The sequence below is a fragment of the candidate division WOR-3 bacterium genome (assembly GCA_039801905.1).
GTDB lineage: Bacteria > Hydrothermota > Tepidihabitantia > Tepidihabitantales > JBDRVQ01 > JBDRVQ01.
This window is the reverse complement of record JBDRVQ010000021.1, coordinates 1-12,775: the sequence shown is the minus strand read 5'-3', so window position 1 is coordinate 12,775 and position 12,775 is coordinate 1. Positions and strand designations below refer to the sequence as shown.

Here is a 12,775-nt window from a genome sequence, read left to right as displayed (position 1 = left end):
AGACTCGTATGCTCCCAATAGTTTTGGCTTTTCACCTCTCTTTCTTTCTCCAAAGGGGATTCTGCTATACCTCTTGGCGCCATAATGGTTATCTGACACCGGAAGCAGATTCTTCCCTTCTTTTATTAAGGGAATTGAATACTACTGATGTTGCCTTACTTGTGACCTGGTATCAGGATTCCGCGCCCAGTCCTTTTATCTATCCTTCTTTGGATTCAACACCTTCGGATACTGCCCTTACCTACGCGATAAATAAAATCCATTCTCTCAATATGAGGGTAACATTGAAACTTCATATTGATTGTAAAAATGGAGAATGGCGGGGAGAGATTGAGCCGGACCGGGAAGGAGTCTGGTTTCGGAATTACTTATCTTTTCTAAAACATTATGCCAAATTGGCAGAAAGAACCGGGGTTGAGATTTTGAATATCGGAACCGAATTGGAAGGAACAACCCAGAATTACGAGTCGGAATGGCGCCGGATGATTGATACGGTAAGGAGATATTATTCCGGAAGTATTCTTTATGGTGCCAATTGGGACCGCTACCGAACTCATGTTCACTTTTGGGATGCCTTAGATTTTATTGGCATTTCCGCCTTTTTTCCTTTGACCAATCTTTATGACCCAACCCTTGAAGACTTATTAAATGCCTGGCAAAATCGCTGGCTCTCTTCTTTAGAATCTTTTCAAAGGCAAATTGGTAAACCGATCATCTTTTCGGAGATTGGCTATCGCAGTGTTGACGGTGCCAATATGAGACCCTGGGAATGGCAAACACCTGGTCCGGTTGATACCGCTGAGCAAAGGGATTGCTACGAAGCCGCCTTTATCACCTTTTTTTCTTTACCCTGGGTGGGAGGATTTTATATCTGGAATTGGACAACCAATCCCAATCAGGGTGGACCGAATGACGACGGTTATTCAGTCAATAGTAAACCAGCGGCCCAAGTGATAAGAGATTGGTATGGAAGAAACGAAATTAGAGAAAGGGATCTTCTCTGTTTTCCCAACCCCTTCCGCAATCGGGCGCAATTCTTAATGAGATATTCCCCACCAAAAGAATTAAGAATCTATGATATTAAAGGTACCCTCGTGGCAAAAATCCTATTTAACCGAAGGTGGGAAGAGTTATTCTTAAATCATCTACCAACTGGGGTTTATATCGCCCGGGTCGGAAATTCCTCTTTCAAATTTATCCGATTAAAATAGATGAAGATAAAGGTTAAACCGGACGATTTCTATGTGGAAGAGAAAATAAATGTCTTTCCGAAGAAAAAGGGGAAATTTGCCCTCTATCGCTTAGAAAAGACTTATTGGAATACCTTAGATTTAATCCATTATTTAGAAGAAAGATATCACTTCCGAAAATTCCAGAGGTTGGGCTTAAAAGACCGTTATTCCCACTCCATCCAATATCTCACCAATTCCTGGGTGAGGAAGGAACCAATCACAGAGAAAAATTTTTCCCTCCAATTTTTAGGCTTTATTGACGAACCACTAAGAAATGAGAACCTCTTGGGAAATTTCTTTCGGATTACTCTCCGCGACTTAAAAAAAGAAGAGGGAGAAAAAATACTTCTTAATCTCCCTTCCGTTAAAGAGTTTGGCTTTCCTAACTATTATGACGAACAGCGAATGGGGGAGGCGAGACACAAAGAAGGTTTTTTGGCAAAAATGCTAATCAGAAGCGATTACGAAAGTGCCTTAAGACTATACTTGGCTACCCCTTCCCCTTATGATGAGAAGAGGGTGAAAAAGATGAAGGTCTTCTTAAAAGAAAACTGGGGAAAATGGGAAGAAGCCGAAACTATCGCCCCGAAGGAATATCAGCCGGTTTTAAGGTTTCTTAAAGAAAAAGGAAATGACTATAAGTCAGCAGTGAAGAAAATCCGAAGGAATTTATTAACCTTATTTATTAACTCCTATCAGGCATACCTCTGGAATGAGATCTTAAGGAACTTCTTAAAGGGGCTACCCGGAATTGAATTATTCCCAGTAGCCTACCGGTACGGCGAACTTCTCTTTTATAAAGAGCTTCCCGAAGGGATAAGAGATTATCTTTCTAACCTTTCTATATCCTCCCCCGCACCCCGGGCGGAATTTCCTCCGGATCTTTCTCCAATCGTGGAAGAGGTCTTAAAAAAGGAAGGGTTAAAAGTTAGTGATTTGAAACTAAAACTGAAAATGAGGGGCATCTACTTTAAACCATATTTAAGGAAGGCAATTACCATTCCGCAAGATTTGGAAATTAGCGGTTTAGAAGAAGATGAAATTTATCCTGGGAAAATGAAATTGAGAATAAATTTCTTTTTGCCTCCTGGTTCCTATGCGACAGTTTTGATTAAAAGATTAACGATTTAATCTCCTCGGGGGTGAGCCTTTTTATGAATCGCTTTCAATTCGCCGATTGTCAAATGGGTATAGATTTGGGTTGTTGCTAAGGAAGAGTGTCCCAAGAGTTCTTGCACCGCCCGGAGATCGCATCCCCTTTCTAAGAGGTGGGTAGCAAAGGAGTGACGCAGGATATGGGGATTGATACCGGCGGCATCGCTCACCTTCATCAAATACTTATTGACAATCCTCTGAATGGAGCGGCTGGTTAAAGGTTTCCCTTGCCGATTGAGAAATACCTCCTCCCTCTTTTCCTTTCTTTTATTTAGGTATTTAAAAAGCGCCTCCCGGGCGTATCTTCCGAAAGGGACAATCCGCTCCTTTCCCCCTTTCCCTTCTACCCGGATGAGGTTAGCCTGAAAATCAATATCACCCAATTTCAATTTTACCAACTCCGAGACCCTTAATCCGGAGGCGTAGAGGAGTTCTAAGATTGCTCTATCCCGTAAGGTGAATACGTCCTCACCGGGGATTTCTAATGCCTTTTCTATCTGGCGGATTGTTAAAAACTTGGGTAAGCGCCGCTCCGGAGTGGGTGCCCGAATGGTGAGGGTTGGATTTTGGGTAATTTTCTTCTCCCTTTTTAAGTAGCGGAAGAAAGATTTGAGGGCAGCCAACTTTCTTTGGGTACTCTTTTCCGAATAACCGTACCGGAGGAGGTAGCCAACGAAATCCCGGACATCTTCTCCCTTCACTGTCCTAATGGTCTTTTTCCCTTTCCGGTCAGAAAGGAACTCTTGAAATTGGGACAGGTCAACCTTATAACTCCGAAGGGTATGTGAAGAGTACCTTTTCTCCTTTTTCAAATATTCTAAAAATTCTTTAACCTCAAAATCCACATTCCATTTTAACTTCCCTACCCTTTTCGTCAATAGTCCGAATCCTCTTTTTAATCCCAGCAAAATTTGATATCCTTTTTCTTAATGGTATAATGAAATATGTTCATTAAAGTAAAGGTTTTCCCTAATGCCCAGAGAGAGGAGGTTATTAAAAAGTCAGAAGATACTTTTGAAGTGAAAGTGAAGGCAAAGCCAGAGAAAGGGGAAGCCAATAAAGAAGTGCGAAAACTCCTATCCCTTTATTTTAAGGTTCCTGAGGCAAAAATAAGGCTAATCAAAGGTTTTCAGGAGAGAAATAAAATCTTTACCGTGGAGGTGACAAAATGAGGATATTGGGAATCGTTGGTTCAATGAGAAAAGGAGGGAATACTAACCTTTTGGTGGAGACGGTTGTAAAATCAGCAAAAGAGATAAAACCAAAGATTAGGTCAGAAATAATCCAGATTTCCGAAGTGAATATTGAGCCCTGTCGTGCCTGCTACAACTTGTGTTCCAAAAAGCCCTACCAATGTCCCATACCTGACGATTTAAGTATTATCTTCAATAAAATGAAAAAGTCTTCCGCGATTGTTTTGGGTTCGCCCCTCTATTTTAAGATTCCTTCTCGCCTGACCGCCCTTATGGAAAGGCTCGTTTGTCTTGCCTATTTTTATGAGATGAGAGGCTTTAAGAAACCGCATCCCCTGAATGAGAAACCTTGTGGTCTGATTGCGGTTTGTGGTGGGGATGACCCGCGTCCGGTCTTAGAGCATCTTTTCAATTTTGCCTTGTTTTTAAGAATGAGACCAATCATTATGAAATCCTATCCTTATTTCGGGGTTGGGGGAAAGGGGGATGTGAAAGAGGATAAAGACCTTAATCCAATTGAAAATGCCAAATTTCTCGGCGAACAGTTGGTAAGGGCAAAGGAAAAGAAATAGGAAGTTTCTGCCTTCCATAAAATCCTTATCACCTCTTTGAGGCAAGATTTCGCTGGTGGCTAGCGGATTAACTTCAAGAAACCTTCGGCGTTGCGGCATTCGCTTTTATCACCACAAAAGGATTATCTTCGGGATGTCCCTTGCGAATAATTCTCCTCTCCACCCCTAATGGTCGCCAAAACCTCTCATTCGCCTTTTCATAAGCCCCGGGTTGAGAAGCATCAAATTCTAGCCACCATCCGACCAAATCACAATCTTTTTCTTAAAACCAAAAACCTCAACCACCAGAGTGCCATCTTGCCAAATACTTGACCACAAGACCAATCCCAAAAATAAGACCAAGCCAAAAATCGGATTTTAGAAACCACATCAATTAAAGTCCATTGGTAGTGAGGGATAAAAGTGGATGCTTTCACATAAGAATAGACTTCTCTGGGAAGTGTCCTTTTATCAAGGATTTCTTTGGTATCCATCTCCATCTCTGCAAAGGGCAATATCTTATCCCACTGGTATTTTACCCGATGGTATTCTCGTCGCACTCGCCTTTTGGAACGAACTAACCCTTCCTTTTTTAATATCTTACCGATGGTACTTTCTGGAGTTAAGAGACCTTTTTTATTAAAGAGATAGTGACGCAACCTTCTTTTTCCGAAGCCGGTTTGTTTCCTTTCTTTTATGATAATAGAGACAATCTCCTTTTTTGTTGTTTTCGGGTGGGGCCTTTTTGGGGTATGAGGTTTATCGTTGAGGTCATTTTTTGTTTATTTAAGGCGAGGTAGAAAGTATTTTGTGGGTCATGGTCAAGATGATCCTGAACGATTTTAATCCGCTTGAGGCGGATAAAATCTTCCTTACTCTTTATCTTCTAAGATACGGTCTATAGACTGTTCAGGAGCATTATAGCCAAATGCTCTCACCCGACCGCTTGACTTTTTCCAAAGTTATATTATAATTAAGTAAAGACAAAAGAGAAAGGTTTTACCTATTTCCTTAGGGGAATAAAAAAGGGAGGGGTTTGTGTTTAAAAAATGGGGTGTAGCATACAGGGGATGGTATCCCAGACCTAATACAAAGTCTAAAAGATAAGGTAATAAAGGTTTTAATAATGGAGGTAATTAGAGGTTTTATAAAAGGTATAATTAGAGATTTAATAAAGAGTTTAATCCAAGGTATAATTAAGGTTTTAATCGGAGGTATAATTAAGGGTTTAATCGGGGGGATAAAATAGAGGATAATCGGATGACTAAAAGAGGGAATAATTGAGAGGCTAAATAAGTTAGCCCTTCCCTTTTCTTAGATTTTCCTTATAATTGGCTGGTGAAAAGACGTGCCGATTTATTTCTCTTCTTTCTTTCGCCGATTCTCTTAAATCTTGCCTTTGCCCCTTTCCCTTTTCGCTTTTTTAGTTATTTCTCTTTAATCCCCCTTCTTTATTTGATAGAAAATTCCCCAACCAAAAAGGCAATTCTTTACTCTTTTCTATTCTATTTTCTCTTTGCCCTCTTCCACCTCTGGTGGCTTTACTTTCTGGTTGTGCCAATTTTGGGAGTAACGAAGTTTCTTCTCTATATCGGGATTTTCGTCCTCTTTTTATATTTTGGGCTCTATGGTCTACTCTTTGGTCTTTTGGTTAAGAAGTTAGGTATTTTCATTGCCCCTTTCCTCTGGGCAGTTTTGGAGTTTATCCGAACGAAATCAGAAATTGGTTTCCCTTGGGGGTTATTGGGTTATACCCAGATGCCCTATTTGCCTTTAATCCAATTCGCTTCCCTTACTGGTGTTTATGGGGTCTCCGCCTTTGTCGTTTTTGTCAATCTCATTGTCTATAAATTGGTCTTTCTGCCGAATAAAGTGAAAAAGATGAGGTGGGCAGCGGTTTTAATCTTGGCATTTCTCCTTCCCTTATCCTATGGCATATTTCGGATTAGAAGTGCGCGTGGAAATTTTAAGGTAGCAATCATCCAGCCCAATGTCAGCCCTTATGAGAAAGGGGAGGCAGAAAGTATAGAAGAAATCCTCTCTTCCCTTTTTAATTTAACCAATCAGGCATTAGAAGAAAAACCAGATATTTTGCTCTATCCCGAGACCGCTTCCTTATTTGATATCACAAAGGAAAATTGGGTGAGAAAGGAATTTGAGAAGATTAGTAATCTGGCGAATGTTTATCTCTTAATTGGCACTCCAATCTATGAAGGAGGGAATTACTATAACGGAGCGGTCCTTTTTGCCCCGGAAAAAGGGATTAGTGGTATTTATAAGAAGATTCATCCGGTTCCCTTTTCGGAAAGGATTCCCTATGTTGATAAGTTCCCAATCTTTAAGCCCTTTGCCACCGCGGATATGGGAGATTTCACTCCGGGGAAAGACTTTACTATCTTTCAGACACCTTTTGGTAAATTCTCTTGCCTTATCTGTTTTGAATCAATCTTTCCGGATTTGACAAGGGAGTTTGCCTTACGGGGTGCGGACATTTTGGTAAATATCACTAATGATGGCTGGTTCGGCAAAACCTTAGGACCTTACCAGCATTGCGAGTTGGCAATAATGAGGAGTTTGGAATTGGGAAAGCCTTTATTAAGGTCAGCGAATAACGGTATCTCTTTAATCTGTGATCCTTATGGTCGGGTGGTGAGAAAAACAAAACTCTTTACCAAAGAGATTCTTTTTGGTCTTTTACCAAAACCTTTGCCCCCGACCGTTTACCAAAAGTTTGGTGATTGGTTTATTCTTCTCTCTTTAGGAATTGTTATCTTGACAGTGGTTAAGAAAATTATTAAATTAAAAGAGAGATGAAAATAGTTCTTTTCTTTCTTTTCTCCCTCGCCTTTTCCGATTCCCTTTACCAATATCTTATCATTACCAATGAGAAATTCGTTCCCGCCTTAGAGTTATTAAAGGAATGGAAGACCAAAAAGGGGATGAGGGCAAAAATTATCCCTGTCCCTTCTGGTTATCCCCGAGATTCCATTAAAGAGATTGTGAGAAGGATAAGACCGGAATATCTCTTATTGGTGGGCGATAAGAACTATCTTCCCCCTGGTGATTCCTTTTATCCCTTCTCCCAGTTATTATTAGGCGACAATTTTTATGGTGACTTAGAGGGTGATTACCGGGCGGAGATTCCGGTTGGTCGTTTCCCCTGCTCAACGCCTGGGGAATGTTCAACGATGGTGAGAAAGGTCTTAATTTATGAGCGCTTTCCTCCCAGAGATGATACCCTCTGGTATAAGAGGGGTGCCTTAGTCTTTATGTGGGACTATGGTGGTAGACCAAATAACCCTATCTATTCCGCGGAGTTTCCCTATGATGATTCTCTGATGCGCCTTCGCTATTCCCAAATTGACACCATCTTTAATGATACCCTTTTTGGTCATTCGGGTTATGATGATGCCGAAGATATCATCTCTGCCCTGAATAGGGGAATTGGGATTTTATTATACCGGGGCCATGCCGGAGGAAATTGGGTCTATCCCTTTACCGTAGAACCAGAAGATGAAAAATTGGCAAACGGCTCTAAATTGCCCATCATCATCTCCGGCTCTTGCTATACCATCTTTAAGGGAGAAAATCCGGTTGGGGAGAGGTGGTTAAGGGTGAAAGGAAAAGATGATTCCTTAAAAGGGGCGGTCGCATTTTTCGGCACCCAATTGGGTGGTCTATTTGGTCGGTGGCGGGGGCGCTTTGTGAGAACTTTCTTAAAGGCAATCTTTGCCGAAGATTCTCTAATTTTGGGTAAGGCATTTTTGAGGGCAAAGGATTCGCTCGCCAGCAAACCAGTTTCGGATAGTAACGAAATCTTCTATCGGGAATGGAGCCTTCTTGGTGATCCAGCACTTAATATCTGGACTAAGGTGCCAAAGACTCTTTTGGTTTCCTACCAGCACCTTCCCAATAATGAGTTTTTAGTAAGGGTGAGGGATGGGAGAACTGGCCGACCGCTTCCCGGGGCATTAGTCTGTTTAACCGCGCAGAGAGATTCCAGTTTTTATCATACCGGTTATACCAATAGTGGCGGGGTGATAAAATTTTCCCTCAATGCCAGCCCGATTATCGGAATCCTGGTTACGGTTACTTTTCCCAACTATCTTCCTTATGAGAGCCCATTTTATACCATCTGCGGCAATCTCTTTCAGGACGAGACAACTGTTACCTATCTTTTGCCCAAAAAGGGATTTGTCTTGCTAAGGGTTTATGATATTAATGGTCGGTTGGTTAAGAAATTAGAAGAAGGGGTTAAGGAAGCAGGTTTTTACGAGTTGCGCCTCCGGAGAGAGAATTTAGCAAAAGGGATCTATTTTGTTTCCCTTTCTACCCCTTATTTTTCTGAGGTGAAGAAGGTAATCATTCCTTAATAATCTCCCATCCGGAAATTTCTCTAAATAGTCATCACCCAGTTGGTGAAACTGGATACTTGATAGAAGGTTAGCCTTTTCCGCATAGGAATCAAAGGTTAGGGGGAAGTTTCCGGTATAAAACCTCTTTGCCTTTTTAACGTTTCTAATTTTTATCCCTTATTCTTTATTTCGCTTAAAATGGTATCCAGCGCCCTATTCCAAAATTCTAATCACATTCTGGAAAGCTATGAGTCCGACCACTAAACCAATGATGATAATCGCTATCGTAATAACCCCTAATGTGAGACCGATATTAGCGTAAGAACGTTTCTCTTCACTTCGTCTCCCTTTAATCCCAAAAATTATCGCAAGCAAAGCCGCGAGAATAGCACCTCCTTTGAGAAAGGGTAACCCCACTAGACTGATGATGCCTAAGATAAATGAGGTTATACTCATAGACCAACCTCCTCCTTATAGGGTTTTATTTCTGAAAGTTGGGGTGTCGCTCCCCATAATCCCCATTCAAAAGTGGGCTTAAATATACAACATAAAGGGTCTCTTTTCAAAATACTCCCTGTTTCTCTTAATGCGTGAGCACGACATCCCCCTCCGCAAAGATATCGTATCTCACACTTCCTACATTCCAACGACAAAGTATCTACCCGGAGGTTCCTCATTTTTTGAAAAATTGGAGAAGTATAATATATCTCTCGGAGAGGTTTTAGAAAAACATTTCCCGCTCGGAATTTAGGAAGATGTAACCATTGACAAGGATAAACCGAGCCATCAGCGTCTATACTGAAGGTACCGCTACCTAATCCACAATTTGGTCTTTTAAACAAATTGGGAGGAATTCCTTCCATTTTAAAATTGAAATCGTATCCTTTTTTAAAAAGTTTCACTTCAAAAAAGAGAAAGCGGATAACTTTATTAAAAAACTCCTGATGAGGAATATGAAGTAATTCTTTATTTCTTCCTCCCCGACCGATAGGGCAAAAGAATGCGCATCCCGATGACTTCCTATCAGCAATTGGGGGAAACATTCTGTACATATTAGGGAGGTCGTCTATATTAAGTTTAGTTATGGTGGGATATAAACTGAAACGAAGAGATGCCTCTTTTAAGTTTTTCACGCCTTCCATAGTTCTTTTGAAAGTTCCTTTACCTCTTATTTTATCGTTAACATAAGGAGAACTGCCATCTAAACTAACCTGGACGAAGTCTACACCAATTTTCTTCAGGGAGAAGGCTATATCTTTTGTAATGAGCGTCCCATTCGTGATGAGATGAATAAATAAACCTTTTTCTTTCAAATACTTAAGGATGGGGAGGCATTCTTCATGAATTAAAGGCTCACCACCACTAACAACAACGGTATCCGGAGCCAATTTCCCTATCTCATCAATTATTTTCTTCGCTTGGGAAAGGGAGATTTCATTTTTATAATGTCTTCCAGCATCTTTGAAGCAAGTGAGACATTTCAAATTACAACGATTGGTAATATGAAACCATACCTCAGAAGATTTTGTAATAGAGGTATATTCAAATCCTACTTTTTGGGGGAGATTTGGGAAAAATAAGAAACCATTTTGGTATGCTTCTTCTATGAATTTCATAACATCGGATAAGCATCCTTTCAAATCTACGTTATATTTTCTCGCAATTATTGCTGCTATTGACTTGAGGGAATTAATGCCGTTGCACATTTCTAAAATTTCTTTTCCAGTTTTATTAATTCTACAAGCAGAGAAGCCTTCTTCGTTTATTATTAGGAAGTAAGGAATTCCCTCTTTTGCCTTTATAGAGGTTGTCCAACCTAAAATAGGAGTATAAGTTGGTTTTAGCTTTAGAACCACCAGCTAAAAATTAAAGTATACTTCCTCTCTTCTTCTCTTAAATGGCGAAAAACCTCTAAAAAGCACCAGCTAAAGATTAAGGCATACTTTCTTTTTGCTCCACATCGGCATCGGTATCAAATAAGGTCCATAATATATGCCAATGGAGACACTGCCTCCTACTTCCTGCAGGAACAGCCGTCATCTTTGGTTTAATGTAAGTTTCCCAAAAGTCAGCCGCTGATTTCACCCGGTGTTCCCAGTCGCCCTCACTTGGTAATTCTTTGTTATTCATTCCGTTCTTCCTCCTATTTCCTCCCTTTTTATAAGATGAAAGAGGATACCAAATTTAACCTTCTGTTTTTTTTGTTGACATAGCCTTAGCCGCTTATTGAAATTCTCCTTTTTCTCTGGTAATTTCGTTCGTATTCCCGTCGCTCTTGGAGATGTTTCTCCCTCCATCTCTTATAGTAATCGGGATTTTTCTTCCGCCATTCCTTTAAGTAGTAAGGGTGTTTCTCAAACCACTCCTTAATCTGCTTCCTCATTTTATCGCCGTATTTCTGCCGATATCTCTTCATGTATTCCTTCCGGCACAATCTTTCTGAGGGGTCTTTCTTTTTGGGTAGGACCGATGAGCACAAAATTTTTTTCAACCTTGCTATTGCTTTCTTCCGTCGTTTCCAAACCGCAACTATACTTATTCCCAAGTTGTTAGCAATTTCTTTCAATTTCCTTTTCTTTCCGTCACTTAACCCAAAAGATTGATAGATAACTATTTTATCTTTCTCATCTAAGAATTGGAGAGCCATTTCCAATTTTAGTTTCTCAGGGAGAAGATCAATTTCCGATGGGGCTATCACTTCTTCTTTTAATGACACCCTTGGGTTAGAATGGAGTCTTGCTAAAGCCTGTTTTATTGAACCTTTTATCCATTTAAGAGCATAAGAATAGAAACCACAAGTTCCTTTTCCGAAATCAAATCTCTCAACTGCTACTAAGAGCCCTTTTGTTCCCTCGCTAATCAATTCTTCGTAATCCAGTCCTCTATTTATATAATCTCTACTAACTTTTTTTACTAATCCGAAATACTTTGTTACCGCCTCTTCCTTATTCATAGAGAAACTCATTCCTGAATCATCTCCCAACCTTCTAAGGCTAAATCCTTCTCTTCAATATTGCCAACAATGACCAGAAGGAGATTATCGGGGTCAAGGTATTTCTTTGCCATCTCATTTATCACTTCTAAGGTTAGCCCTTCAATCCTCTCCGGAAATTTCTCTAAATAGTCATCACCCAGTTGGTGAAACTGGATACTTGATAAAAGGTTAGCCTTCTCCGCATAGGAATCAAAGGTTAGGGGGAAGTTTCCGGTATAAAATTTCTTTGCCCTCTTTAATTCTTCCAATTTTGCCCCTTCCTCTTTCATCTTCTTGATCTCGCCGAGGATGATTTCTATCGCCTTCTGGGTGTTATTGATTTCGGTCTGCATCTCACAGACAAAGGCACCGGCATAAAACCGGCGGTCAAAATAGGAACCGACATCATAGGCTAAACCCCTCTTTTCCCGAATCTCCTTTCCTAAGCGCGAAGTTAGGGCACCACCACCAAGAATGAAGTTCATCACCCGCACCGGTATCATATCCTTATCCCCTTCTCTAATTCCTAAGTGTCCAAGCATAATATAGGATTGGTTTATTTCGGGCTTTTTAATGATCTTGATTTTACGGCCGGATAGTTGGTTAATTTTGGGGAAGGAAAATTCTTTTATCTCACCTTTTGGGATTTTCCCGAAGCGTTCATTGATTTGCTGAATAAGTTCTTCCCGGAAAAAATCGCCCACCACCACCAGAAAGATATTATTCGGGATATAATACCTCTGGTAGAAATCAAGAATCTCCTCCCTCTTTATTCTCTCAATACTCTCCCTTTTCCCCACAACCGGATGGGCATAAGGGGTATTAAAAAATAGGTTTTGATAGAATTCTCGGGATAGGAGATAGTCCGGTTCTCCTTCGTCCCTTAAAATTCCGGCGATAATCTCCGATTTTAATTTTTCTATTTCCGCATCCGGAAAGAGGGGATTAAAGAGGCAATCGGAAAGGATATCTAATGCCAAATTTAAATCTTTTTTGAGAAGGGATAAAGAGATTTGGGCGTAGTCATAACCTGTCCCTTCACCAATCCTCGCCCCAACCTTTTCTAATTCTTCATAGATTTTCAGACCCGGATAATTTTTTGTTCCCCGGAATAAACCTTTTAGGGTTAAGTTGGCTAAACCTTCTTTTCCTTCTGGGTCAAAGACACTGCCCGCTTTGATTACTACTCGGATTTCTAAGATTGGTAGTTTATGGTCTTCATAGGAGAGAATAATGAGACCATTTTCTAATGTATCCCTTTGAATCGGGAAAGCGAAGAGACCGAAAGAAAATAAGAGATAAAGAATAAAAGTTT

Annotated in this window: 14 protein-coding genes; 6 read left to right on the top strand and 8 right to left on the bottom strand. The window is 40.4% G+C overall.

Annotation, left to right across the window (positions count from 1 at the left end; translation table 11 throughout):
- Positions 1-8 precede the first annotated feature (8 nt).
- Both ABIL00_05230 and truD read left to right on the top strand, forming a co-directional pair.
- Entirely contained in the window at positions 9-1,211 is a 1,203-nt protein-coding gene (locus tag ABIL00_05230) for a T9SS type A sorting domain-containing protein (protein ID MEO0110156.1), read from the top strand.
- Positions 1,212-2,363, top strand: a complete 1,152-nt coding sequence (gene truD, locus ABIL00_05225) for a tRNA pseudouridine(13) synthase TruD (GenBank protein MEO0110155.1) — start codon at positions 1,212-1,214, stop codon at positions 2,361-2,363.
- Here the strand turns inward: truD and xerC are convergent.
- A complete protein-coding gene (xerC, locus tag ABIL00_05220) occupies positions 2,360-3,232 on the bottom strand; it encodes a tyrosine recombinase XerC (GenBank protein MEO0110154.1) in 873 nt (290 codons plus the stop codon). The genes truD and xerC overlap by 4 nt on opposite strands.
- 99 nt (positions 3,233-3,331) lie before the next feature.
- Between xerC and ABIL00_05215 the strand changes: the two genes are divergently transcribed.
- Together ABIL00_05215 and ABIL00_05210 are read left to right on the top strand one after the other, a co-directional pair.
- Positions 3,332-3,559, top strand: coding sequence for a DUF167 domain-containing protein (locus tag ABIL00_05215; GenBank protein ID MEO0110153.1), 228 nt, complete (start codon positions 3,332-3,334; stop codon positions 3,557-3,559).
- On the top strand, positions 3,556-4,152 hold the full coding sequence (locus ABIL00_05210) for a flavodoxin family protein (GenBank protein MEO0110152.1): 597 nt from the start codon (positions 3,556-3,558) through the stop codon (positions 4,150-4,152). The genes ABIL00_05215 and ABIL00_05210 overlap by 4 nt, the downstream gene beginning before the upstream one ends.
- Positions 4,153-4,225: 73 nt before the next feature.
- Here the strand turns inward: ABIL00_05210 and ABIL00_05205 are convergent, their stop codons facing one another.
- The gene (locus tag ABIL00_05205) at positions 4,226-4,399 is read right to left on the bottom strand and encodes a hypothetical protein (protein MEO0110151.1); all 174 of its coding nucleotides are present in this window, start codon (positions 4,397-4,399) and stop codon (positions 4,226-4,228) included.
- A 1-nt stretch (position 4,400) separates the two neighbouring features.
- Entirely contained in the window at positions 4,401-4,790 is a 390-nt protein-coding gene (locus tag ABIL00_05200) for a hypothetical protein (GenBank protein ID MEO0110150.1), read from the bottom strand.
- Between the two features lie 679 nt (positions 4,791-5,469).
- Here ABIL00_05200 and lnt point away from each other — a divergent pair.
- Both lnt and ABIL00_05190 read left to right on the top strand, forming a co-directional pair.
- Positions 5,470-6,945: an apolipoprotein N-acyltransferase gene (lnt, locus tag ABIL00_05195; protein ID MEO0110149.1), complete on the top strand. Its 1,476-nt coding sequence runs from the start codon at positions 5,470-5,472 to the stop codon at positions 6,943-6,945.
- Complete coding sequence (locus tag ABIL00_05190) at positions 6,942-8,504, top strand: C25 family cysteine peptidase (GenBank protein ID MEO0110148.1); 1,563 nt, start codon at positions 6,942-6,944, stop codon at positions 8,502-8,504. The genes lnt and ABIL00_05190 overlap by 4 nt, the downstream gene beginning before the upstream one ends.
- 195 nt (positions 8,505-8,699) lie before the next feature.
- On the opposite strand, the gene ABIL00_05185 is transcribed toward ABIL00_05190, so the two are convergent.
- The 5 genes from ABIL00_05185 to ABIL00_05165 all read right to left on the bottom strand — a co-directional run.
- Positions 8,700-8,942 carry a hypothetical protein gene (locus ABIL00_05185; protein MEO0110147.1) on the bottom strand — a complete coding sequence of 81 codons (243 nt, stop codon included), beginning with the start codon at positions 8,940-8,942 and terminating at the stop codon, positions 8,700-8,702.
- Positions 8,939-10,342: a PqqD family peptide modification chaperone gene (locus ABIL00_05180; protein ID MEO0110146.1), complete on the bottom strand. Its 1,404-nt coding sequence runs from the start codon at positions 10,340-10,342 to the stop codon at positions 8,939-8,941. The genes ABIL00_05185 and ABIL00_05180 overlap by 4 nt, the downstream gene beginning before the upstream one ends.
- A 76-nt stretch (positions 10,343-10,418) precedes the next feature.
- Positions 10,419-10,616: a hypothetical protein gene (locus ABIL00_05175; protein MEO0110145.1), complete on the bottom strand. Its 198-nt coding sequence runs from the start codon at positions 10,614-10,616 to the stop codon at positions 10,419-10,421.
- A gap of 85 nt (positions 10,617-10,701) precedes the next feature.
- Positions 10,702-11,439, bottom strand: a complete 738-nt coding sequence (locus tag ABIL00_05170; protein MEO0110144.1) for a sigma-70 family RNA polymerase sigma factor — start codon at positions 11,437-11,439, stop codon at positions 10,702-10,704.
- An 8-nt stretch (positions 11,440-11,447) separates the two neighbouring features.
- Positions 11,448-12,775 (bottom strand): pitrilysin family protein (locus ABIL00_05165; GenBank protein ID MEO0110143.1); only part of this gene is annotated, 1,328 nt, incomplete at its 5' end.

Coding starts and splice junctions, on each gene's coding strand:
- ABIL00_05230 (MEO0110156.1), top strand. CDS start 9: ATGCTCCCAATAGTTTTGGCTTTTCACCTCTCTTTCTTTCTCCAAAGG.
- truD (MEO0110155.1), top strand. CDS start 1,212: ATGAAGATAAAGGTTAAACCGGACGATTTCTATGTGGAAGAGAAAATA.
- ABIL00_05215 (MEO0110153.1), top strand. CDS start 3,332: ATGTTCATTAAAGTAAAGGTTTTCCCTAATGCCCAGAGAGAGGAGGTT.
- ABIL00_05210 (MEO0110152.1), top strand. CDS start 3,556: ATGAGGATATTGGGAATCGTTGGTTCAATGAGAAAAGGAGGGAATACT.
- ABIL00_05190 (MEO0110148.1), top strand. CDS start 6,942: ATGAAAATAGTTCTTTTCTTTCTTTTCTCCCTCGCCTTTTCCGATTCC.
- ABIL00_05185 (MEO0110147.1), bottom strand. CDS start 8,942: ATGAGTATAACCTCATTTATCTTAGGCATCATCAGTCTAGTGGGGTTA.
- ABIL00_05175 (MEO0110145.1), bottom strand. CDS start 10,616: ATGAATAACAAAGAATTACCAAGTGAGGGCGACTGGGAACACCGGGTG.
- ABIL00_05170 (MEO0110144.1), bottom strand. CDS start 11,439: ATGAATAAGGAAGAGGCGGTAACAAAGTATTTCGGATTAGTAAAAAAA.